Below are 21,181 nucleotides of genomic sequence, written 5' to 3' on the forward strand. Positions count from 1 at the left end.
CCAGCCGGGACAGGGCCTCGGTGCAGCGGGTGCGGCACGCACCGGCCGATATCTTCCGTGACGACCTCCTCAACGGGCGCCTGTGGAGAGCCGCTCTCGCTGCGGGACGACGGTGTAGCGCGGGTCGGTCGCCGACTCGACGCCGCCGTGGAAGATCCCCCACCGGGTCGCGGCGGAGGCGGCCAGGAGAGCCGCCCCGGACACGGCGGAGGCGGCTCGATTTCGCCGTCCCAGCAGCGCCCCCGCCAGCCCGGCGACGCCCAGCAGCGTCGCGACCCGGACGTACCGACCGCCCGTGCCGCTGGAGTAGGGCTCCGCGGTCATGCCCATCCGCCGCTGCATCAGCTCGAACGCGACCAGCTCGGTGCCGACGCCCAGTGCCGCGAGCGCGCGGGCCGGGGCCTGCTCGGGCAGGGGAGCGGCGACCAACCCGAGCCCACCGGCGGCGGTCGCGGCCGAGCCGACGAACACGTAGGGCATCTCGCGGTGCCCGTCGTGCCAGGCCGGCACGGCGGTGTCGCTGACCAGCGCCGCGGTGTAGGAGGCGACAGCCGGACCGAGGGCGGCCGCGCCGGCGGTCGCCGCGGTCCCGACGCGGGGCAGCCGCCCGGTGACCGCGGTGGCGGCCGCGACCCCGGCGAGCGGCACGTACCCGGCCAGCAGCCAGGATCCGACGCTCATCGGCGAGGTCACCTTGAACACGCGCAGCATGTGCAGGAACCGCAGCGGCCGGCCGAGGTCGTGGACGAGCGCGGCGAGCGAGAGCGCCCCCGCGCCCAGCGCCGCGAGCTTGCTCGAGCGCGCCAGCTCCGCCCGCCCGGTGGCGTGCGCCCCGGCACCCAGCAGCGACGACGCCCCGGCCAGCCCGCCCAGGAACAGGTATCCGGCGATGTCGCGGGACTGCCACACGGGCGGGTTGAGGACCGGGCGGCCGTAGTAGGAGCGGAACTCGGCGTCGGGCACCATCGCCCGCTCGCCCCGACCCCGCCGGCCGTCGCGCCGGCGGCGGCCACCCTGCCGGCCGTCGTCGCGGACGGCGCCGGTCGTGGCTTCGCGCTCGGGACGCGCACCGCGCACGCCGTTCCTGGTGACGTCGGACTCGCTCATCGCCGCCTCCCGGTGACGATCGTGGACGCGAACGCCGCGGCCACCCCGCCGACCAGGCTCAGGGCGGCCATGCCGACGTGGCGCCACATCCGCGGCAGGTCGCGCGTGGTGACCACGGGGTCCGGGGGCAGCCCGTAGACCTCCGGCTCGTCGAGGAGCAGGAAGAACGCGCCGTCCCCGCCGACGCCGTCGTCCGGGTCGCGGCCGTAGAGCCGGGCCTCGTCGACCCCGGCCCGGTGCAGCTGCGCCAGGCGGGCGTCGGCACGCCCGCGCAGCTCGTCGAGGGGCCCGAACTGGATGGAGTCGGTCGGGCACGCCTTGGCGCAGGCCGGTTCGGCGCCGACGCCGAGCCGGTCGTAGCACAGCGTGCACTTCCAGGCCCGGCCGTCGTCCTTGCGCTGGTCGATCACCCCGTACGGGCAGGCGGGGATGCAGTAGCCGCAGCCGTTGCAGATGTCCTCCTGGACCACGACGGTGCCGAACTCGGTGCGGAACAGCGATCCGGTGGGGCACACGTCCAGGCACGCGGCGTGGGTGCAGTGCTTGCAGACGTCCGAGGCCATCAGCCAGCGGAACTCCCCCGCCCCGCTCGGCTCGACCGGTGCGGCCGGGACCTGCGCCGGCGGGCTCGACGTGCCCTGGCCGGCCAGGGACAGCACGTCGAGACGGGCGAGGTCGTGCCGGGTCGGCTCGGTGCGCGGCGTGCCGGGGTCCTGCGCGGCGAGCGGGCGGCGTTGCTCGATGAAGGCGACGTGGCGCCACGTGTCCGCGCCGAGCCCCTCGCTGTTGTCCAGCGAGGTGCCGGTGAACCCGCCCTCGGGGAAGTCGGCGGGGATGGCGTTCCACTCCTTGCACGCGACCTCGCAGGCCTTGCAGCCGATGCAGACCGAGGTGTCGGTGAAGAAGCCCATCCGCGGTGGGGCACTCATGTCGCTCCTCCCGTCCTGGTGGCCCGGGTGTCGTCCACACCGGTCCGCTCGGTGATGCCGGCTCGCCGGCGGTAGCCCTCGACCAGGGCGACCCGGTCGGGGCCGCGTGGACGTCGGCCGGGCCGGATGTCACAGGCCAGCGCCTTGGTCTCCATGATGTGCACGTTCGGGTCCATGACCAGGCTGGTCAGCTCGTTGGCGGCGTCGCCGGTGACCAGGCCGTTGGGGCCCCAGTGGTAGGGCAGCCCGACCTGGTGCAGCACCTCGCCGCGGATGCGCAGGGCCGGGATCCGGTCGGTGACCATGACCCTGGCCTCGATCACGTTCCGGGCGGTGACGACATGGGCCCAGCCGCCGTGCTCGAGACCCCGTTCGCGGGCCAGCTCGGGCGAGACCTCGCAGAACATCGCCGGGGCGAGCTCGGACAGGTAGGGCGACCAGCGGCTCATCCCGCCGGCGGTGTGGTGCTCGGCGATCCGGTAGGTGGTGAGCGCGTAGGGGAAGACCTGCGCGCCCGGCTCGTCGCCGCTGGGCTGGAACCGGTCCTGTGGGTGCACCACCGAGTCGATCTGCCGGGCAGGGTTGCGCTGCTCCGGGTAGACCGGGTTGGCCACCGGGGACTCCTGCGGCTCGTAGTGCGCCGGGAGCGGCCCGTCGGTCAGGCCGGCGGGCGCGTAGAGCCAGGCCTTGCCGTCGGCCTGCATGATGAACGCGTCCGTGCCCGACAGCGCCTCGACGCCGGTGGCGTCGGCGGGCGGGACGTGGTCGGGGGCCTTGGTGGGGGAGAAGTCCGGGATGTCGTGGCCGACCCATTTCTTCTCGTCCGGGTCCCACCACAGGTAGGCCTTGCGCTCGCTCCAGGGCGTGCCGTCGGGCGCGGCGGAGGCGCGGTTGTAGAGGATGCGCCGGTTGGCCGGCCAGGCCCAGCCCCACTGGTGGGCGACCCAGTCCTGCTCGCTGCCGGGCTTGCGGCGTGCGGCCTGGTTGACCCCGTCGGCGTAGGTGCCGCAGTAGATCCAGCACCCGCAGGCGGTGGAGCCGTCGTCGCGCAGCTGCTGGTAGGACGAGAGCGGCGTGCCGTGGCCGTCCCAGCCGTTGATCTCGGCGAGCACGGCCTCGGCCTCCGGCTCGTCCAGGCTGCCCTTGGTCGGGTAGTCCCAGGTGAGGTCGAGCACCGGGCGGTCCCGCTCGTCCGTGCTGCCGGCGAGCTTCTCCCGGATCCTGCGGCCCAGGTGGAACAGGAACCACAGGTCGCTGCGGACGTCGCCGACCGGCTCGACGGCCTGGTGGTGCCACTGCAGCAGCCGCTGGGTGTTGGTGAAGCTGCCGTCCTTCTCGGTGTGCGCGGCGGCGGGCAGGAAGAACACCTCGGTGCCGATGTCCTCGGTGCGCAGCTCCCCGGTCTCGATCTCCGGGCCGTCCTTCCACCACGTGGCCGACTCGATCAGGGAGAAGTCCCGCACGACGAGCCAGTCCAGGTTGGCCATGGCCAGCCGTTGCATCTTCGCGTTGGCCGACCCGACGGCCGGGTTCTCGCCGAGCACGAAGAAGCCGGTGCACTCGCCCTCGAGCTGGGCCATCACGGTCTCGAACGAGCTGTGGCTGCCGGTGAGCCGGGGCAGGTAGTCGAAGCAGAAGTCGTTGTCGGGCGTGGCCGCCGGGCCCCAGTAGGACTTGAGCAGGCTGACCAGGTAGGAGCCGAGCTCGGACCAGTAGCCCTTCTCCGCCTTCTCCGCCGACACGAAGGTCTTGAGGTCCGGCGAGGACTCCGCATGGGGCATCGGGATGTAGCCGGGCAGGATGTTGAACAGCGTCGGGATGTCCGTGCTGCCCTGGATGCTGGCGTGGCCGCGCAGGGCCAGGATCCCGCCGCCCGGGCGGCCGATGTTGCCCAGCAGGGCCTGCAGGATCGACGCGGTCCGGATGTACTGCACACCCACGGTGTGGTGGGTCCAGCCGACGGAGTACACGAACGCGCTGGTCCGCTCGGGCGTCGAGTTCTCCTCGAGCAGCTCGCACACCCGCAGGAACGTCTCCTCCGGCACCCCGCACGTCTCGGCGACCAGCTGCGGGGTGTAGCGGGCGAAGTGCCGCTTGAGGATCTGGAACACCGTGCGCGGGTGCTGAAGCGTCTCGTCGGTCTCGAAGTCGCCGCTGATGCCGGCGCCACCCGACCCGTGGGCCTCGCCGCGGGCGGCCCGCTTCACGCCGCTCGACGCGGCTCTGCGGTCCCGCGGCCTGGCACCGTCGGACCCCGTCCGCTCGGACTCTGCCTTGTCGGACCGGGTGACGCGTGCGGACCCGACCTGGTCGCGTTCGCCGGAGGCGGCCTGGACCAGGCCGCCCTCGTAGTGCCAGGTCTCGAAGTCGTAGGACTTGTCCTCCCGGTCGAGGCCGGAGAACACGCCCGCGAGGTCCTCGGTGTCGCGGAAGTCCTCGCCGACGATCGTGGACGCGTTGGTGTAGGCCACGACGTAGTCGCGGAAGTACTTCTCGTTCTGCAGGACGTGGTTGATGATGCCGCCGAGGAACGCGATGTCGGTGCCCGCGCGGAGCGGGACGTGCAGATCGGCCATGGCGCTGGTGCGGGTGAAGCGCGGGTCGACGTGGATCACCGTCGCGCCGCGGGCCTTCGCCTCCATCACCCACTGGAACCCGACGGGATGGCACTCGGCCATGTTCGAGCCCTCGATGAGGATGCAGTCGGAGTTCTGCAGGTCCTGCTGGAACGTCGTGGCGCCGCCGCGACCGAACGAGGTCCCCAGACCGGGGACGGTGGCGGAGTGTCAAATGCGGGCCTGGTTCTCGATCTGGATCGCGCCCAGCGCCGTGAACAGCTTCTTGATGAGGTAGTTCTCCTCGTTGTCCAGCGTCGCCCCGCCGAGGCTGGCGAATCCCGTGGTCCGCCGGACCCGCTTGCCCTCGTGCTCCCACTGCCAGCCCTTGCGCCGGCTCTCGAGCACCCGGTCGGCGATCATGTCCATCGCCGTGTCGAGGTCCAGGTCCTCCCACTCGGTGCCGCCCGGACGGCGGTGGCGGACCGCGTACTCGCGGGCGTCGCCGGTGACCAGCTGCAGGCTCGACGAGCCGCGCGGGCACAGTCGGCCGCGGGAGATCGGGGAGTCGGGGTCGCCCTCGATCTGGACGACCTGCTCGTCCTTGACGTACACGTTCTGCCCGCAGCCCACCGCGCAGAACGGGCAGACCGACTTGACCACGCGGTCGGCGGTGCCGATGCGAGGCTGCAACGCTGCGCTGGCGCGGCTCTTCGCCGCCGGTCCGCGGCCCAGCCGGTCGTCGCCGGTGAGCTGCCGGTAGACCGGCCAGGACTCGATCCATGTCGTGACGCCCACGTCTCACCCCTCCTGGTTCTGCTGGTCGTGGCGGTGCTGGGCCGCGCGCATCGCGCCGTCGGCCGCGACCCGGGAGGCGATCCAGGCCTGCACGGCCTCGCGGCTGGTCGGGGTGTGCACGGGCACCCCGAGCAGACCCTGTGTCGTCGGCGGGACGCCCTCGTCCTGCGGGTGGGTCGGCATGCTCAGCTCCTCACCGTCCCGGGCACCGTCTCGGCGCGGCGTTCCTCGTCGACCATCCATCGCCACGCCAGCACCAGGGCGGTGACGCCGATGGGGAGCATCCCCAGCACCATCGCGATGCCACCCGGCCCGTCGCCGCGGGCGGTGAGCCAGACGCCGGGGAGGTCGAGCGCCGGCATGGTCGCGAAGAGGTAGACGATGCGGCCGGCCGGTGGGAGCCGCCGGCGACCGAGCACCGGTGTCCAGAACAACACGCCCCCGGCGAGCAGCAGCACCGGCGCGACCGCGGCGAGCGCGGGCAGCAGGGTCACCATGCCGTGGAGCAGCACGAACGCCGGCGCCACCACGACCGCGGGCAGCGTGGGCGGTTCGACGCCCAGCGCTCGCAGCAGCAGGAGCAGCAGCGGGGCGAGCACGGAGACCAGCAGCCCGTCCGTGGCCATGTGGGCCACGTGCGCGAGGGGGCTCATCGCGGCCTCCGGCGGAGCGCGTCGACGAGGGCCCGTCCGGCGGCCGGCACCGCGGTGAGGAACACGAGCGGGAGGCCGCGGCGTCGGGGCGGCGCGGGCGGCGGAGGGGGATCGGAGTCGTCGGGAAGGGCGCGGACCGGATGGCCGGCCGGAACCGGGACGGCCTCACCCGTGGTGGTGCCGTCGTACACCTGCGGGCGCGGGTTCGGGGCGGGGGGCATGCCGTCGAGCGCGGCCGGCTCCGGTCGGGTGCCGGCGGGGACGCGCTCGCCGCGCACGAGAACCGCCGCGGCGACCAGCGGGTACATCGCGCCGAGCAGCCAGAGCCAGCCGTAGGCCAGCGCCAGGCCGGCCACGGTGAGCCCGAGCGCGGTGAGCACGGCTGCCGTGCTGCGCACCGGCATCCGCACGGTGGTGCCGACGCCCCGCCGGGTGTGCAGGGCGACCACGATCGCGAGCCCGAAACCGGAGACCAGCAGCAGGTCGAACAGCCAGAGCAGCATCGAGAGGGTCTGCGGGCGGAACCCGAGCATGATCCCGGCGAGGACACCGTTGCCGGCGGTCCAGGCGCCCACGACGAGGTGGCTCGTACGCAGCTCGCCGCGCCGGTCACGCGCAGCGGGAGAGCCGGTCGACAGAGCCGTGGTCATGCCCGGCCCTCCCCGACGCGGGCGTCCTGCCGGAGGTCGAGCAGGGGCGCGTGGCTGCGGATCGGCGGGACCGGGTGGGCCGGGTCGAAGTTCTGCGGCGACGGCGGCGACGAGGTGGCCCATTCCAGGGTGAAGCCGCCCCAGGGGTCGTCGGGCGCGCGCCGGGGCCGACGGATCGAGACGACCAGGTCGACCACGAACAGGACGGTGCCGACGGCGAGCAGGCCCGAGCCGAGGGTGGCGACGAGGTTGGCGGTGCCGAACCCGTCCTGGGGCAGGTAGGTGGAGATGCGCCGGGGCATGCCGTGCAGCCCCAGCCAGAACATGGGGAAGAACGTGGCGTTGGTCCCGGCCAGCCAGAACCAGAAGTGCGCCTTGGCCAGCCGCTCGCGCAGCAGCAGCCCGGTCGCCTTGGGGAACCAGTAGTAGAACCCGGCGAAGAACCCGAACAGGCTGCCGGCGGCGAGCGTGTAGTGCCAGTGCCCGACGATGAAGTAGGAGTCGGTGACCTGGTAGTCCACGCTCGGCGTCGCGACCATGATCCCGGTCAGCCCGCCGATCAGGAACTGCGGCACGAAGGCGACCGCGAACAGCATCGGGGCGGGGAAACGCAGCCGGCCGCCGAGGAGGGTGGCGAGGAAGCCGAAGTACTCCAGTCCGGCCGGGACGAGCAGCAGGATCGACGTGAGCGAGTAGTAGTCGTTCTCGGCCTGGCCGGTGGTGAACATGTGGTGGCCCCACACGCTCATCGACAGCGCCGCGAAGGCCAGCAGCGACACGACGGTGATCCGGTAGCCGAAGTAGCGGCGGGCCCCGAACACCGCGAGGACTTCGGCGACCGCCCCCACGAACGGGAAGAACATCACGTAGACGACGGGGTGCCCGAAGAACCAGAAGACGTGCTGGTAGCCGAGGTTCCAGGTGTTCTGCGTGAACAGATCCGGGTCGATCCGCCCGGCGGCGAGGATGGCCATGGCGACCAGCAGGGACGGGAACGCCCCGATGCACATGAGGTTGGTCGCGACGGTCGACCACGTGAACACGGGCATCCGCAGCAGGGTCATCCCACGGGTGCGCTTGACCAGGGCGGTCCACAGCACGGTGGCGGCCATGAACAGCATGCCCGTCCCGGCGAGCGAGACGCCGGCGATCCAGAGGTCCACGCCGGGGCCGGGGGTGTAGCGGGTACCGGCCAGCGGCGGATAGGCGTACCAGCCGTGGTCGGCGGCGCCGGTGGAGGTGGCGAACCCGGACAGCATGGTTACCGCGCCGCCGAGGTAGAGCCAGTAGCCCAGCATCGTCGTGCGTGGGGCGGCGACGTTCGGCGCGCCGATCTGCAGGGGCACCAGGTAGAGCCCCAGCCCGATCGCGAACGGGGTCATGACCAGGTAGATCATCCCCGAGCCGTGGATGGTGAAGAACTGGTCGTAGCGCTCGGTGGACAGCACCTGCATCTGCGGCTGGGCCAGCTGCGCGCGCATGGTCAGCGCCAGCGCACCGATGCCGACCAGCAGCACCACGGCGGTGCCCAGGGTCAGCAGCCCGATGCGCTTGTGGTCGGTGCTGGTGACCCACGCCAGCAGGCTCGTGCGGACCCGGCGGGGCGCCGGCTGGGGGGCGTCGAGCGAGGCCCGTGGTTCGGTGGCGGTCACGCGGCCGCTCCGGCGGGGAGTGTGCCGGTCTGCAGGAACGCCCGGTACTGGTCGGCAGGGACGGCGCGGACGAAGAAGTCCATGTTCTGGTGGTAGGTGCCGCAGAACTCCGAGCACCGCCCGAGCCACTGTCCCGTCCCGGGGAAGGTCATCAGCAGCGTGTTGACGTGGTCGGGGTAGGCGTCGCGCTTGACGGCGAGCTCCGGGATCCAGAAGGCGTGCGCGACGTCGCGGGAGGTGAGCGCGAACTCGACGGGGCGACCCTGGGGGACGACGATCACCGGCCGGTCGGCCGGCGAGTCGCAGGTACCGGTGACGCGCGCGGGCGAGCCCGGGTAGCTCGCGCCCCAGCACCACTGGAACGCGGTCACGTCGATCCGGACGGGCTGTTGCCCACCGGGCAGGCTGCTGTCCCGGGCGACCGCGCGGGTGTCGCCGTAGTCGAGCCGGTGGTTCGTCGACAGGCTCAGCCACACGAGGAACGCCGCCGCCCCGCCCAGCACCACCGCGAACGCGAGCTCGATCGGGTTGTGCTCGGAGCGGGCGAAGGGCAGCTTGTCCCGCCGCCGCGCCCGGTTGAGGACGAGCGCGCCGAGGAGCAGTCCGGTGACCAGGACGAACACGCCCGCGGCGATCCACAGCTGCAGGCCGAAGACGTTGTCGAACACCCCGCGGTAGTCCACCGAGCGTGTCTCCCGTCGTCGTGTCCCGTCGGGTCGGCCGGGCGATCGGCCGGTCGGTCGAAGATGTACCTCGCGGCAGCCCACGGCGCCGGTCGTGTCGACCGATCGAAAGGTCCCCGCAAGGTTGGGTGCGACGCCGCGCGGGCCGCAATCTTGCGAGGACCTTGCGATCCGACACTCCGGCTCGCGGCAGCGTCACCGGCGCTCCACCCTTCGGACCGGGCCGCACCCGTCCGTGCTCCGCCCTCCGGGACACGCAGGTCGAGCTCGTCGACGGGATACGCCGGCCCGGGCGCGGTGGAGGAGGTGACGGGTGGGGCTGGTCGCGCGGAGCTTGACGAGGACCGCCGCGAACGCCGTGGATCGTCGGTTCCGGCTGGCCGGCGCGGCCCGGCGGCAGGCGTCGCACGTGTTCCCGAAGCACCACTCGTTCTTCTGGGGCGAGTTCGCCCTCTACTCCTTCGCCGTGCTGGTCCTGTCCGGGGTCTACCTGGCGTTGTTCTTCGTGCCCGACACCACCGAGGTCGTCTACTCCGGGCCCTACGAACCCGCGCAGGGGCTGTTCGTGTCCCGCGCCTACGAGTCCGTGCTGACCCTGTCGTTCGAGATCCGGGCCGGCCTGTTCGTCCGGCAGCTGCACCACTGGGCCGCGCTGCTGTTCGTCGCCGCGATGGTGCTGCACATGTGCCGCAACTTCTTCACCGGCGCCTTCCGCCGCCCGCGCGAGCTCACGTGGCTCGGCGGGGTGGCCCTGCTCGGTCTGGGGATCTTCGAGGGCTACCTCGGCTACTCGATGCTCGACGACCTGCTGTCCGGGCTCGGCGTGCGGATCCTGTCCGGGCTGCTGCTGTCGGTCCCGCTGGTCGGGTCGTGGCTGCACTGGATGGTCTTCGGCGGGGAGTTCGACGGCGACATCTGGATCTCCCGCTTCTTCACCGCCCACGTGTTCCTGATCCCGGGCCTGCTCGTCGCGCTGATCGCGATGCACGTGGGGCTCGTCTGGTACCAGAAGCACACCCAGTTCCCCGGGCCCGGCGCCCGCGAGTCGAACGTGGTGGGGGAGCGGGCGGTCCCGGGGTTCGGCACCGACACCCTTGCGAACGGCCTGTGCGTACTCGCCGTGCTCGGCCTGCTCGGCGGGGTGTTCCAGATCAATCCCGTCTTCCTCTGGGGCCCGTACACCCCGGCAGCGGTGTCGACCTACATCCAGCCCGACTGGTACGCCGGGTTCCTCATCGGCGGGCTGCGGCTGTTCCCCCGCTGGGAGATCCACCTCGGCGCCTACACGGTGCCTGCGCCGCTCTGGCCCGGGCTCGTGTTGCCGCTGCTGTTGTTCGCCCTGCTCGCCGCCTACCCCTTCCTGGAACGACGGGCGACCGGGGACCGCGGCCCGCACCAGCTGCTGCAGCGGCCGCGGGACAACCCGGTCCGCACCGGCATCGGCGCGATGGGGCTCACCTTCTACGGCATCCTGTTCGCCTCCGGCGCCACGGACGTCATCGCCGCGAGCTTCGACCTGCCCTTCGAGTACCTGGTGTGGGCCGGCCGTATCGGGCTGATCGTGCTGCCGCCGCTGGCCTACACCGTCACTCGACGCCTGTGCGTGGGCCTGCAACGGGCCGACCGCGACGTCCTCGAGCGCGGTGTCCGCACCGGCGTGCTGACCGAGCGCCCCGACGGGGTGTTCCTCGAGGTCCGTCGGCCGCCCGGCGGGGCCGACCACGCCGGCCGCCCGATCCCGCTTGACTACGGCGGCGCGCGGGTGGACCACCGGCCCGTCACCCCGTCCGAGCCGGTCGCGGAGGAGCAGCGATGACGCGGCGGCTGCGGCACGCCCTGCTCGTCGTGGCGGCGCTGATCGCCGTCGGCGGTGGGTACGCGCTGCTCGTCCCGGGTCCACAGACCGCGCGCGCACAGCCCGGGCAGGCGCAGATCGAGCAGGGCCGCCTGCTCTACGAGAGTGCCTGCATCAGCTGCCACGGCGCGAACCTGCAGGGCACCGCGGACCGCGGGCCGAGCCTCGTCGGCGTGGGCGACGCCGCCGTCTACTTCCAGGTCTCCACCGGCCGCATGCCACTGGCACGGGCCGAGGATCGCGGCTACCGCAAGGACCCCGCCCCGGTGTTCGATCCCGGCACCGCGCAGGGCCGCACCAACCTCGCCGCCCTCGGCGCCTACATCGAGGCCACCGGCGGGGGACCGGAGACCCCGGCCGAGACCGGGCCCGAGCTCATCGGTGACGACGTCGCGCACGGCGGCGAGCTGTACCGGCTCAACTGCGCCTCCTGTCACAACTTCACCGGTCGCGGCGGCATCCTCGCCGACGGCCGCTACCCGCCCCAGCTGCAGGACGCGACGCCCGAGCAGATGTACACCGCGATGCTCAGCGGGCCGATGGCCATGCCGGCCTTCGGCGACCGCCAGCTCACCCCGGAGGAGAAGAAGAACATCATCGCCTACGTACTGGCGGTGCGCGGGCAGAACAACGCCCCGGGCGGATACGCCCTCGGTGAGCTCGGGCCCGCGACCGAGGGCGTGATCGCCTTCGGCGTCGGCCTCGCGCTCCTGGTCGGGGTCGCGGCATGGATCGGGGCGCGCTCGTGACCGGCGACGGCGAGCTCACCGGGCCCGAGCTGGAACGGATGAGCCGCGACCGGCTCGTCGAGCTGGGCGAGGCGCTCGACGACGTCCGCGTGGTCTCGCGGGAGCCCGCCGCACGCTCGGCCGATTCCCGGGGTGAGCGGCGCAGCCGGCTGCGGGTGACGCTGCTCCTGGTGCTCTCGCTGTCGTTCGCCGTGGCGTTCCTCGCGGCGTACCTCTTCTGGCCGACCGGCTACGTCCCGCCGGGGACACCCGCGCACACCGCCTACCTGCTCTACACGCCGCTGCTCGGCGTCACCTTCTTCGGCGCCGTCGGTGCCCTCGGCGTCGCGGTGATCGTCTACGTCAAGAGTTTCTACCCCGACGAGGTCGCCGTGCAGCACCTCGAGAAGGGACCGTCGGCGGAGCAGGACCGCTTCACCGCCGCTGCGTCCTTCGCCCGGGCCGGCGAGGAGACCGGGTTCGGCCGGCGCACGCTGATCCGCCGCCTCGGGCTCACCGGGCTCGGGGTTCTCGGTCTTCTCGGCGGCGTGGTCGCCGTCGGCGGGCTCGTCCGCAACCCCTGGCGTCGCGGCGCCGAGGCTCCGCTGTGGACCACCGGCTGGAAGCCCGTCGGCGGCGAGACCGTCTACCTCCGCATCGCCACCGGCGACCCCACCGAGATCACGAAGGTCCGCCCCGAGGACCTCGCGTCGAACGCCATGGTCACGGTCGTGCCGTTCCGGGAGACCGAACGCGGCGACATCGAGACGCTGCACAAGGCCGAGACCGCCGCCGACGACCCGGTCATGCTCATCCGGCTGGCGCCCGGGACCACGGTCTCGCCGCTGCCCGGCCGGGAGGACCTGCACTACGGCGACTTCTACGCCTTCTCCAAGATCTGCACCCACCTCGGCTGCCCGGCCTCGCTGTACGACACCCAGCTGCAGGTCGTTCTGTGCCCGTGCCACCAGTCCCAGTTCAAGATCACCGAAGGGGCCCGCCCGGTCTTCGGGCCGGCCGCGCGACCCCTGCCGCAGCTACCGATCACCGTCGACCCCGACGGGTTCTTCGTCGCACGCGGCGACTTCCCCGATCCGGTCGGGCCCGGCTTCTGGGAGATCCGGCGGGGCTCGCACTGACCACAGCCCCCGGGAGCGTCTCGGTCACGCCGTGCCGACGTCGTGTGTGCTGTCGGAGCCGTCGAGCGGGATCCGCGCCAGATGTGCTTCGCGGATCACCGCGACGGTCGGACGCACGGCGAACAGGATCGAGCCGATGAGGAACAACCAGTCGGCCTGCGGGGTCAGCTCGTCGGAGAAGAAGCAGACACTGCCCACCACGAAGGCCACGGCTGCCAGGAACTCCACCACCGTGTACAGCTTCTGGTAGCGGCCGTACACCTGGCGGTGGTGCGCGGTGGCGGTGGGCCGGCGGGGGTCGAACAAGCGGCCGCGGGAGGTCCGGGCCCGGCTCGTGGTGGTCGTCATGCGTGGATCTCCTCCGGTCATGCGGGATCGGGAACGGATGGGCCGGACGCAGGACGGCCGGAGCGCACGCTCAGCCGTCAACCGTGCGTTCGGCCGCGGTCGATCGCGACTTCGCCCGCCATCACGCGTCTGCCGGGGCCATTCCCTGTTCGCCGACTGACCAACTACCGGCTGCCTGACGATTTGCTGACATCTGCCAGGACCTGGCCGTTTTCAGGCCTTGCCGGCTGGGGTTGTCGCGGGCCAGGCGCGCGGTCCTGCCGACACCTTGCGGTTGACTGACAACCGGCCCTCCTCCTCAACAGTTGCGCATGCGCAAGCGTTCCATGGGTAGGTCGCAGTGGGATCGAAGCTGAAAGGGCCACCCGACCCGTCGCACATTCCCAGAATCGCCAGGGCTGCATCGGAGCGACGAGCCGGACGGGCATTTTCCCTCGCCGTCCCACCCTACGGCTCCGGGGTACCGCACGATGAGGAGGAACGACAATGACCACGCACGTCACCGCCGACGGCCGGACAGGTAGGTCCGCGTCGCCCGCGGACGAGCCGGCAAGCGCCGGCGAGCATCGCTTCTGGCGGGAGCACACGACCATCTCCCTGCAGCCGGTCGCGGCCCCCTCGATCCTCGGGCTGTTCGGGTTCGCCGTGTCGACGTTCATGGTCGCGGCGAATCTCGCCGGCTGGTTCGGCAACGACACGACCACGCCGCTGGTGTTGTTCCCGTTCGCCTTCGCCTTCGGTGGGGTCGCCCAGATGCTGGCCGCGATGTGGTCCTTCCGCGCCCGCGACGGTCTGGCCACCGGGATCCACGGGGCGTGGGGCGCATTCTGGATCGGGTACGGGCTCTACACCCTGCTCGTCGGGCTGGGTGTCGCCCCCGGTACCGCGACCAGCACCGACGCCCGGGTCGCCTTCGGCTTCTGGTTCATCGGGCTGGCCGCGGTCACCTGGACGGGGTTCGTGGCGGCGTTGGCGGAGAACATCGCCGTCGCGCTGGTGCTGTTGACCCTGGCCGCCGGATCCACGTTGCTGGCGATCGGGATGACGGCGACCGCACGGCCGTTGGTCACGATCGGTGCGATCGTGCTCGTCGCCTCTGCGGTCCTCGCCTGGTACACCGCCAGTGCGCTGATGCTGGCTTCGTCGACGGGGCGCATCGTCCTGCCGGTGGGGCGGCGAGGTGAGGGATCCGCCGGCACGGACCGTGTCGGCGCACCGTCCGCCTGGCCGATCGAATACACCTCCGGTTATCCCGGTGTGAAGGTCGGCCAGTGATGCCCGGCCACGCGGGGGTGATCTCGGAGACGGGCGCGGGGGACGGACTGCGCCCCGCGCAGGATCGGCTCGGGTCGCCGAGCTCGGTCGCGCAGGCTGCGGCCCTGGTCCTGGACAGGCCGCGGCGCGGGGTGCTCGTGGTGCACCTGCGCGCCGCGGTGGATCACCCGAGTTGTGACGTCTTCGAAGGTCGGATCGTCGACGAACTGGACCGCGAGGCGACCTGTCGGGTGGTCGTCGATCTGCACGACGTGACGCTGTTGTCCGCAGCGGCCCTCGGCATGCTGGTGCGACTGCGACGCCTGACGTGGCGCCGGGACATGCGCCTGGTGCTCGTCGGCACGAGCCATCACGCGGTGCACCAGCCGCTGCAGGCCGCGGGGGTACTGCCCCTGTTCGACACACGCCCGACCGTTCTGCACGCACTTCCGGCACCGGTTGCGGACACGCGCGGGGGCGGGCGGAACGGGGTCGGCCGGTGAGCGGCGGGCCGGACGGCCGACGGCGGGGAGCCGTCCGGCCCGCACATCCGTCCCGGGAGTGGCCGCCGGCACGTCGCACTAGGACCTGCCGGGCCGGGTCAGGGCAGGGGCTCGTCGAGAGAGGATCGAGGTGAACGAGGGTGCTCGGCGTCGTGCTCATGCTCGTGGCGGCGGCGCTCAACGCGTCGGCGTCGGTTCTGCAGCGCCGAGCGGCACGCGACGAGCCACGGTCGCGCTCCTTCTCCGCAGGGATGCTCCTGGATCTGGCGCGCCGCCCGGCTTGGCTGTGCGGAATCCTGGCCATGCTCAGCGGCTTCGTGCTGCACGCCGTGTCGATCTCGCTGTCGCGGATCGCGCTGGTCCAGCCCCTGCTCGTCGTCGAACTCCCGTTCACGTTGCTGCTGGCCTCGTGGATGTTCCACCTGCGCCTGGGTTCGCGGGACTGGACCGCCATCGTCCTGCAGACGGTCGGCCTCGGCGTGTTCGTGGGGTGCCTGTCGCCGGCCGGCGGCGATCCGGGGGCGGTGCCGGCGGGAACCTGGGCGTTGGCGATCGGGCTGACGGCGGGCGGCGTCGTGGCTCTGGTCCTGCTGGGCCGGCGGGCCCGCCACCAACGCCGTGCGGCCTTCCTCGGCGTGGCCACCGGCGCGGCGTTCGGGTTGAACTCGTCGCTGATCGCCGGTGTGGGGGCCGCTGTCGGCCACGGCGAAGGCCTGTTCACGACGTGGCAGACCTACGTGGTGATGGTCGTCGGGCCGGCGTCGTTCTTCGTGCTCCAGAACGCCCTCGAAGCTGGCACCCTCGTCGCCTCGCAACCCGGGTTCACCCTGACCAACCCCGCGGTCTCGGTGGCCTGGGGCCTGGCGGTGTTCGGCGAACAGGGCCGTACGGGCTGGTTCTTGGTCGCAGCGCTCGCCGGCGCGCTCCTCGTCGGCGCGGGAACGGTACTTCTGGCTCGTTCCCCGCTGCTGGACCCCGACGCGTCGAGCGCGAGGGCCGGCTCGGAAAGCCGCACCGGCGGAGGTCGGGAGACAGGTGCGGTGCCTGATCGTCGTCGTTGACGCCGATGTGTGCGCCCGCCGAACGATCGTCAGCTTGTCGACAGGTCCGATCGGCTCGCTGCGCGCGACCCTCGAGGGAAGACGGTCGAAAGGGAGCGTGGAGACGATGACGGAGAGGTCCACGATCGGTGGCAGTGCCCGCAAGGCGCGCCTTCACGGACTCGCTCATGACCTTCGTGCCCGCAGCGTCGCGGTCGTGCTCATCGGGGCCTGGCTGGCGCTCAGCCCGCTCGTTCTTCCCCTCGCGGGTCCGGTGGCCCTCTGGAGCCAGGTCGGCGTGGGGGTGGCACTGGTCGCCCTGGGTGGCATCCGGACCGCCCGGCCGCTGCAGACCGCCGCCCTCGGACTGGTCAACGCCGCGCTCGGGGTGTGGGTGATCGTCTCCTCGTTCGCGTTCCACCTGCAGGAGTCGGCCCCGCGGGTCTGGGTGAACAACTTCTTCCTCGGTTGCGTGGTGGTCCTCCTGGCGGTGAGCGGAGCCGCGACCTGCTCCTTCGCGGGTACGGTCCTGCCGACGCGGCGGCCACGCCACACGCACTGGTGACGGTCGGGCCGGCGCCTCGAGCACGCCCGCGGGGAAGAACTCAACTCACAGCTTGACAGAACCTCAACCGACTGCTATAGATATCTGCAGTACGCGGTACATGACCTGGTGTCGACGACGACGCTGCCGGGGAGTGAATCGACCATGCCGAACACCAGCCACGCGCGGGTGACCAGCGAGTTCGACGAGCTGGTCTACGCGGATCAGACCTGGCTGCGCGCCGAGTTCGACGCGATCATGGCCGCGAACTTCGGGAGCCTTCCTCCGTGCTTCCCCCCACCGCGTCCCCTCGGGCCGCGACCTGTCGCAGGGCCGCGGCGAGCGGGGCGCCGAGCCTCTGACCGCAAGACTGGTGCTGCCCGATCAGCGGAGGTGGTGCGGGCGGTGCGGGGTGGGAGCCGGCAGCGCTCCCCTCCGCCGCCCGACGCTGTTCGCGCTCAGGAGCACGCACCGATCAGAAGAACGCAGCGATAGAACGCAGCGCGGAAACGGAAGGCAGGTGGTGTGGCGTCGACGCGCCTGGTCCCCGGTGCGTTGGTGACCGCCCGTCGGGCGGGGCATCGGTGTCTCACGCACGTCCGAGAAGCCCGTGCAGCCGAACTCGGCAGTGGAGAGCTGCAGCGGCCCCGGACCCTGCGTCTCGTGGCGCATCCTTCACAGCCCCGGCTCCGAAGGGCGTCGCCCCGGGGGCGCCTCGCAGGCGCGATCCCAGAGCATTCGAGCAGTGATCCGGCACATGAACGACGGACGCCAGGTCCGGCCCGCGGCCACGGCAGCTGCGGCCGGGGCCGGACCTGGGCGAACCACCGTTTCACAGTGTCGGGAAGAAGGAGCCCGATCCCTCGGAGAACCTGAGGCAGAGGGTTGGAGCACGACCGAGCCGCCTCCGGCCCACGGTCCGCCGGAGCGGCTCGTGTGAACCCACGCAGCGAAGGAGGCGCATGTGATGTTGATGAGGACCGACCCGTTCCGGGAGCTGGACCGGCTGACCCAGCAGTTCTTCGGAAACAACGGCACCGCGACCCGCCCGGCGTTGATGCCGATGGACGCGTACCGGCACGGCAACGAGTACGTGGTGCAGTTCGACCTGCCCGGGGTCACGCCGGACTCGATCGACCTCGACGTCGAGCGCAACGTGCTCACGGTCAAGGCCCAACGCACCCCCGACTACGGTGAGGGCGCCGAGATGCAGGTGTCCGAACGGCCTCGCGGAGTGTTCTCCCGCCAGCTGTTCCTGGGCGACACCCTCGACACGGGCAACATCACCGCACGCTACGAAGCCGGTGTGCTGACGCTGCGGGTGCCCATCGTCGAGCAGGCCAAGCCCCGCAAGATCGCCATCAGCGGCGAGAGCGAGGCCGCGCAGATCAACGCCTGAGCACGGACGAGCCTGCGGCCCGACCGGGCTCGACCCCGCCCGGGCGGCTGGACCGCCCGGGCGAGGCCACGCCCGTGCACCTTCACCGCACGGCAACGAGCGGGCAGAACGAGAGGAGGGCCGAACGTTGGGCAGCAGCCGACGGGGACCGGCGGCGATCGCGGCCACGCTGTCCGCTGCGGTCCGGGGTATTCGACGTGTGGTCCGCGCCGCTGATCCGGCCCGGCCCGCCACGTTGGCCCTGCTACGCGATTCCGGCTGGCAACTGACCCAGCTGACCGGCGAGTTGACCGATCTGGCCGCGCTGCTGGCCGAGCACACCGGCCGCCACCTCGAACATGCCGAGCAGGTGCGCCACGCCGACGGCGAGCCGGGCACTCCCCATCTGGCCCGTGCCTGCCGGGACCTCGCCGGCCTGCGGCAGGCACTCGACAACGCCCACACCGCGGCGTGCGAGTACTACACCGAGATCAGTCAGCTCAGCGCGGCCCCACCACCCGGCAGTCGTCTCGAACACCGGACGGCAACGAGCACCGAACAGCAATGAACATCGGACAGCCGCCCGACCCGTACACCGTGCTCGGGCTGAACCCCGGCGCCACTGCCGCGGAGATCACGGCCGCCTACCGGCGTGCCGTGCGGGACTGCCACCCCGATGCGCCGCATCCCGACCGCGACCGCCTCGCGGCCGTCCTCGCCGCCTATCGGCGCTTGCGCGATCAGCCCGCTGACCGGCCCCCCGAACATCCGCGCCGCCCCGAGACCCGCTCCGCCGACGGCTGCAGCATCCCGGTGCGGGTTCGCCTGCGCACCCCGGCGCCCACGCCAGATCTACGCGTCGGCCCTGTCCGGCGCCATCCCGACCCGCGCTGATCGCCCCGACAGCGCGGCGCGTGTACCGACCGCTCGGGCAGCGGCCACCAGGAAAGACGCGGCGCCGGCCTGCCCGAACCACGCTGCGCGTCGATCATGGTGGGCGGTCACCACCGGTGTGCCGGTCGCGTCCGGAGGCCGAGCGCTCGACGACAACATCCTGCTCGAGGACGAGCTGTCGAAAGGCTGTCCGGAACAGAACGCCCCGCATCTCGATCGGATGCGGGGCGCCGGCGCGCGTCGACCGATTCCCGGTTCTGTTCAGGTCGCTGGAGACGTGATCGTCCGCGGCCAGGGCGGCAGGTCGGTCGTGCCAAGGCGACCCGGTCGGGTGCTCAGCGCCAGGTTGCACTGCGACGGCCAGGCCGTCGCGCTCCGCCCACTCCTGTCGACGCACCCTCGTCGGTCACGTGAAGCGGATGGCGAAGGCGACGACGTCGTCGGGCGCGTCGGGGGCGAGCGTGTCCACGGTCAGGTCGACGAGCTCCTGCACGGGGCGGTCGTGGAGGTGTCGGAGCAGGCTCAGGAGGGCGTCGGTGCCGGCGTCGAGGTCGCTGCCGCGGTGCTCGACGAGTCCGTCGGTGTAGAGGAACAGGGTGCTGCCGGGCGGGATGTCGCGGTGGTGGTCGGTGCGGCCCGTGCCCGAGGTGAGCTCGAAGCCGAACAGGGCGTCGTGGTCGTGGAGCAGCTCTGCGGTGCCGTCGGGGAGCAGCAGGATCGGGGGCGGGTGGCCGGCGTTGGTCCAGGTCAGGTTCCAGGCGCCGTCGTCGGTCTCGGTGAGGCGGGCGAGGACGGCGGTGCCTTCGGCGTCGAGGCGCAGGCCGTGGTTGGCGGCCTCGAAGGAGCGCAGGACGGCCGAGGGTGGATCGGCGGGGTGGTCCCACGCGGCCTGGCGCAGCATCGACCGGACCTGGCCCATGACGGTGGCGGCGTCGAGGGCGTGTCCGATGATGTCGCCGGCGGACACCACCAGGGTGTGCCGGTCGCGGCGGGCGGGGTGCGGGACGGGTGCGGCGTCGTACCAGTCGCCGCCGACGTGCTCCCGGGAGTCCGCGGGTGCGTAGCGGGCGGCCATCCGCAGCCCGTCGACGACGGGGAGGGTGGTGAGCATGGCGTTCTGCAGCGCGTGCGCGACACCGGTCCGGTGCTGCAGCAGGCGGGCGCGGGCCAGGGCCTGGCTGGCGTAGCCGCCGATGGTGGCGATGGTGAGCAGGTCCTCGGTCTCGACGACGTTCGGGATCTTCCAGCCGAGCACGATCGACCCGAGGGGTCCGTCGGAGCCGGGCAGCGGCACGGCGACCACGGAGTGCAGGCCGAGGTGGCGCATGATCGCCGCGGCGGCGGGCGGGTTGGCGGCGTCGAAGGACCGGCGGTCGGGGTAGTGCAGGATCGCGGCCTCGCGCATGGCCCGGGCGGACGGGAGGTGTGCGTCGAGGTCGGGGGTGTGGGTGGGGGCGAGGGCGACCGGGTCGTCGGCGAGGCGAATGGTGCGGTGCTGCTCGTCGAGGACGACGGCGCCGACGTAGTCGGGGTGTAGCTCGGTGTGGACCAGCGCGCGGATGCGGACCAGGACGTCGTCGACGTCGGTGGTGTCGGTGAAGGCCTGGGAGGCGAGCAGCAGGGTCTGCGAGCGGTGGAACGAGCGCTGTTGGCCGGCCTCGAGCCGGTCCCGGCGGACCTCTTCCCGTCCGGCGTCGTAGGTGGCCAGCCGCAGACGCAGATCGGTGGCGCAGGCCGCGGCGATGCGGCGCAGGCTGGTCAGCTCGGTGTCGGTCCAGGCGCGGGGCGTGCTGTCGATGGCGCACAGCGAGCCCAGCACGTTCCCGGTGGTGTCGGTGAGGGGCATGCCGGCGTAGGCGACGACGTCGAGGTCGGGGACGGCGAGGTTGTCGCGGACCAGCGGGTGCTCGCGGGCGTCGGTGATCACGAGGGGTTCGGTGGTCAGCACGACGTGCTGGCAGAACGAGTGGCTCAGCGGGGTGGAGCGCTTGGTGGCCCACGGTTCGGGGAGCCCGGTCATCCCCGGGAAGACCTGCGCGTCGGCCTGGACCAGCGAGACGAGCGCGACGGGGACGTCGAGGGTCTCGCGCACCCATGCGGCGAATCCGTCGAGCCGCTCGTCGGGTGCGGCGGTCAGGCCGATGTGTTCCAGGGCGCGGAGCCGATCGGGGGCGCCGAGGTCGGCGCTGCCGTCGACGCTCGTCGCGTCCCGGGCACGACAACCCTCGCCCTGCCCTGCCATCGTCCTCCTGGTGCTGCTGTTCGCCGCGACGGTCGCGGCCCCGCGAGTATGGCCGAGAGGAGCACGGAACGACCCCGCTCAGGACGACAATCGTGACGGATCCTCACGTCTTTCGGGGGCATTCACACCCTCGGTCGTGATCGCGATCTCGGCGGTGACGGTTTGCCGGTGTTGCGGTGAGGGACGGCGGCGGCGTTCGGCGGTGTGGTCGGCGATCTCGAGGAGGCGG

General features: G+C 72.2%; 20 protein-coding genes. 10 read left to right on the forward strand and 10 right to left on the reverse strand.

The features are described 5' to 3' along the window. Positions 1-69 precede the first annotated feature (69 nt). Genes nrfD through ACQP04_RS04865 form a run of 8 tightly spaced genes read right to left on the reverse strand, consistent with a single transcriptional unit; the run spans position 70 to position 9,027 of the window. Positions 70-1,107 (reverse strand): NrfD/PsrC family molybdoenzyme membrane anchor subunit, encoded by a 1,038-nt coding sequence (gene nrfD / locus ACQP04_RS04830; protein ID WP_433505863.1) that lies wholly within the window; start codon positions 1,105-1,107, stop codon positions 70-72. Then, positions 1,104-2,036, reverse strand: a complete 933-nt coding sequence (locus tag ACQP04_RS04835) for a 4Fe-4S dicluster domain-containing protein (protein ID WP_433505864.1) — start codon at positions 2,034-2,036, stop codon at positions 1,104-1,106. The genes nrfD and ACQP04_RS04835 overlap by 4 nt, the downstream gene beginning before the upstream one ends. Further along, positions 2,033-5,389 (reverse strand): formate dehydrogenase, encoded by a 3,357-nt coding sequence (fdh, locus tag ACQP04_RS04840; protein ID WP_433505865.1) that lies wholly within the window; start codon positions 5,387-5,389, stop codon positions 2,033-2,035. Before fdh ends, ACQP04_RS04835 begins: the two co-directional genes overlap by 4 nt. 3 nt (positions 5,390-5,392) lie before the next feature. Then, a complete protein-coding gene (locus ACQP04_RS04845) occupies positions 5,393-5,572 on the reverse strand; it encodes a hypothetical protein (RefSeq protein ID WP_433505866.1) in 180 nt (59 codons plus the stop codon). Positions 5,573-5,574: 2 nt separating this feature from the next. Continuing rightward, complete coding sequence (locus ACQP04_RS04850; RefSeq protein WP_433505867.1) at positions 5,575-6,042, reverse strand: hypothetical protein; 468 nt, start codon at positions 6,040-6,042, stop codon at positions 5,575-5,577. Beyond that, positions 6,039-6,692 (reverse strand): hypothetical protein, encoded by a 654-nt coding sequence (locus ACQP04_RS04855; protein WP_433505868.1) that lies wholly within the window; start codon positions 6,690-6,692, stop codon positions 6,039-6,041. Before ACQP04_RS04855 ends, ACQP04_RS04850 begins: the two co-directional genes overlap by 4 nt. After that, complete coding sequence (locus tag ACQP04_RS04860; RefSeq protein WP_433505869.1) at positions 6,689-8,344, reverse strand: cytochrome c oxidase subunit I; 1,656 nt, start codon at positions 8,342-8,344, stop codon at positions 6,689-6,691. Before ACQP04_RS04860 ends, ACQP04_RS04855 begins: the two co-directional genes overlap by 4 nt. Beyond that, the gene (locus ACQP04_RS04865; RefSeq protein WP_433505870.1) at positions 8,341-9,027 is read right to left on the reverse strand and encodes a cytochrome c oxidase subunit II; all 687 of its coding nucleotides are present in this window, start codon (positions 9,025-9,027) and stop codon (positions 8,341-8,343) included. Before ACQP04_RS04865 ends, ACQP04_RS04860 begins: the two co-directional genes overlap by 4 nt. A gap of 358 nt (positions 9,028-9,385) precedes the next feature. Here ACQP04_RS04865 and qcrB point away from each other — a divergent pair, with 358 nt between their 5' ends. From qcrB to qcrA, 3 genes are read left to right on the forward strand one after another with little or no spacing between them, the layout of a single operon-like run. Next, positions 9,386-10,843 carry a cytochrome bc1 complex cytochrome b subunit gene (gene qcrB, locus ACQP04_RS04870; RefSeq protein WP_433505871.1) on the forward strand — a complete coding sequence of 486 codons (1,458 nt, stop codon included), beginning with the start codon at positions 9,386-9,388 and terminating at the stop codon, positions 10,841-10,843. Further along, positions 10,840-11,631 (forward strand): cytochrome bc1 complex diheme cytochrome c subunit, encoded by a 792-nt coding sequence (gene qcrC, locus ACQP04_RS04875; RefSeq protein ID WP_433505872.1) that lies wholly within the window; start codon positions 10,840-10,842, stop codon positions 11,629-11,631. Before qcrB ends, qcrC begins: the two co-directional genes overlap by 4 nt. Beyond that, complete coding sequence (gene qcrA / locus ACQP04_RS04880) at positions 11,610-12,749, forward strand: cytochrome bc1 complex Rieske iron-sulfur subunit (RefSeq protein ID WP_433505873.1); 1,140 nt, start codon at positions 11,610-11,612, stop codon at positions 12,747-12,749. Before qcrC ends, qcrA begins: the two co-directional genes overlap by 22 nt. Before the next feature lie 24 nt (positions 12,750-12,773). Here qcrA and ACQP04_RS04885 read toward each other — a convergent pair whose 3' ends face one another. Continuing rightward, positions 12,774-13,097: a YrhK family protein gene (locus ACQP04_RS04885; protein ID WP_433505874.1), complete on the reverse strand. Its 324-nt coding sequence runs from the start codon at positions 13,095-13,097 to the stop codon at positions 12,774-12,776. Positions 13,098-13,583: 486 nt separating this feature from the next. Between ACQP04_RS04885 and ACQP04_RS04890 the strand changes: the two genes are divergently transcribed. The 7 genes from ACQP04_RS04890 (at position 13,584) to ACQP04_RS04920 (ending at position 18,710) form a co-directional block, all read left to right on the forward strand. After that, complete coding sequence (locus ACQP04_RS04890) at positions 13,584-14,372, forward strand: acetate uptake transporter (RefSeq protein WP_433505875.1); 789 nt, start codon at positions 13,584-13,586, stop codon at positions 14,370-14,372. After that, the gene (locus tag ACQP04_RS04895; RefSeq protein ID WP_433505876.1) at positions 14,372-14,854 is read left to right on the forward strand and encodes an STAS domain-containing protein; all 483 of its coding nucleotides are present in this window, start codon (positions 14,372-14,374) and stop codon (positions 14,852-14,854) included. The genes ACQP04_RS04890 and ACQP04_RS04895 overlap by 1 nt, the downstream gene beginning before the upstream one ends. Before the next feature lie 140 nt (positions 14,855-14,994). Next, entirely contained in the window at positions 14,995-15,915 is a 921-nt protein-coding gene (locus tag ACQP04_RS04900) for a DMT family transporter (RefSeq protein WP_433505877.1), read from the forward strand. Positions 15,916-16,021: 106 nt separating this feature from the next. Next, positions 16,022-16,459: an SPW repeat domain-containing protein gene (locus ACQP04_RS04905; RefSeq protein ID WP_433505878.1), complete on the forward strand. Its 438-nt coding sequence runs from the start codon at positions 16,022-16,024 to the stop codon at positions 16,457-16,459. 946 nt (positions 16,460-17,405) lie between these two features. Next, positions 17,406-17,837, forward strand: coding sequence for an Hsp20/alpha crystallin family protein (locus ACQP04_RS04910; RefSeq protein ID WP_433505879.1), 432 nt, complete (start codon positions 17,406-17,408; stop codon positions 17,835-17,837). Between the two features lie 127 nt (positions 17,838-17,964). Beyond that, complete coding sequence (locus tag ACQP04_RS04915) at positions 17,965-18,384, forward strand: hypothetical protein (protein ID WP_433505880.1); 420 nt, start codon at positions 17,965-17,967, stop codon at positions 18,382-18,384. Then, positions 18,381-18,710, forward strand: coding sequence for a J domain-containing protein (locus ACQP04_RS04920; protein WP_433505881.1), 330 nt, complete (start codon positions 18,381-18,383; stop codon positions 18,708-18,710). Before ACQP04_RS04915 ends, ACQP04_RS04920 begins: the two co-directional genes overlap by 4 nt. A 406-nt stretch (positions 18,711-19,116) precedes the next feature. Here the strand turns inward: ACQP04_RS04920 and ACQP04_RS04925 are convergent, their stop codons facing one another. Continuing rightward, the gene (locus ACQP04_RS04925) at positions 19,117-20,952 is read right to left on the reverse strand and encodes a SpoIIE family protein phosphatase (protein WP_433505882.1); all 1,836 of its coding nucleotides are present in this window, start codon (positions 20,950-20,952) and stop codon (positions 19,117-19,119) included. Positions 20,953-21,181: the final 229 nt, after the last annotated feature.

The sequence above is a fragment of the Pseudonocardia halophobica genome (genome assembly GCF_050948485.1).
Taxonomy (GTDB): domain Bacteria; phylum Actinomycetota; class Actinomycetes; order Mycobacteriales; family Pseudonocardiaceae; genus Pseudonocardia; species Pseudonocardia halophobica.

Coding starts and splice junctions, on each gene's coding strand:
- nrfD (WP_433505863.1), bottom strand. CDS start 1,107: ATGAGCGAGTCCGACGTCACCAGGAACGGCGTGCGCGGTGCGCGTCCC.
- ACQP04_RS04835 (WP_433505864.1), bottom strand. CDS start 2,036: ATGAGTGCCCCACCGCGGATGGGCTTCTTCACCGACACCTCGGTCTGC.
- ACQP04_RS04845 (WP_433505866.1), bottom strand. CDS start 5,572: ATGCCGACCCACCCGCAGGACGAGGGCGTCCCGCCGACGACACAGGGT.
- ACQP04_RS04850 (WP_433505867.1), bottom strand. CDS start 6,042: ATGAGCCCCCTCGCGCACGTGGCCCACATGGCCACGGACGGGCTGCTG.
- ACQP04_RS04855 (WP_433505868.1), bottom strand. CDS start 6,692: ATGACCACGGCTCTGTCGACCGGCTCTCCCGCTGCGCGTGACCGGCGC.
- qcrC (WP_433505872.1), top strand. CDS start 10,840: ATGACGCGGCGGCTGCGGCACGCCCTGCTCGTCGTGGCGGCGCTGATC.
- qcrA (WP_433505873.1), top strand. CDS start 11,610: ATGGATCGGGGCGCGCTCGTGACCGGCGACGGCGAGCTCACCGGGCCC.
- ACQP04_RS04885 (WP_433505874.1), bottom strand. CDS start 13,097: ATGACGACCACCACGAGCCGGGCCCGGACCTCCCGCGGCCGCTTGTTC.
- ACQP04_RS04890 (WP_433505875.1), top strand. CDS start 13,584: ATGACCACGCACGTCACCGCCGACGGCCGGACAGGTAGGTCCGCGTCG.
- ACQP04_RS04895 (WP_433505876.1), top strand. CDS start 14,372: ATGCCCGGCCACGCGGGGGTGATCTCGGAGACGGGCGCGGGGGACGGA.
- ACQP04_RS04905 (WP_433505878.1), top strand. CDS start 16,022: ATGACGGAGAGGTCCACGATCGGTGGCAGTGCCCGCAAGGCGCGCCTT.
- ACQP04_RS04910 (WP_433505879.1), top strand. CDS start 17,406: ATGTTGATGAGGACCGACCCGTTCCGGGAGCTGGACCGGCTGACCCAG.
- ACQP04_RS04920 (WP_433505881.1), top strand. CDS start 18,381: ATGAACATCGGACAGCCGCCCGACCCGTACACCGTGCTCGGGCTGAAC.
- ACQP04_RS04925 (WP_433505882.1), bottom strand. CDS start 20,952: ATGGCAGGGCAGGGCGAGGGTTGTCGTGCCCGGGACGCGACGAGCGTC.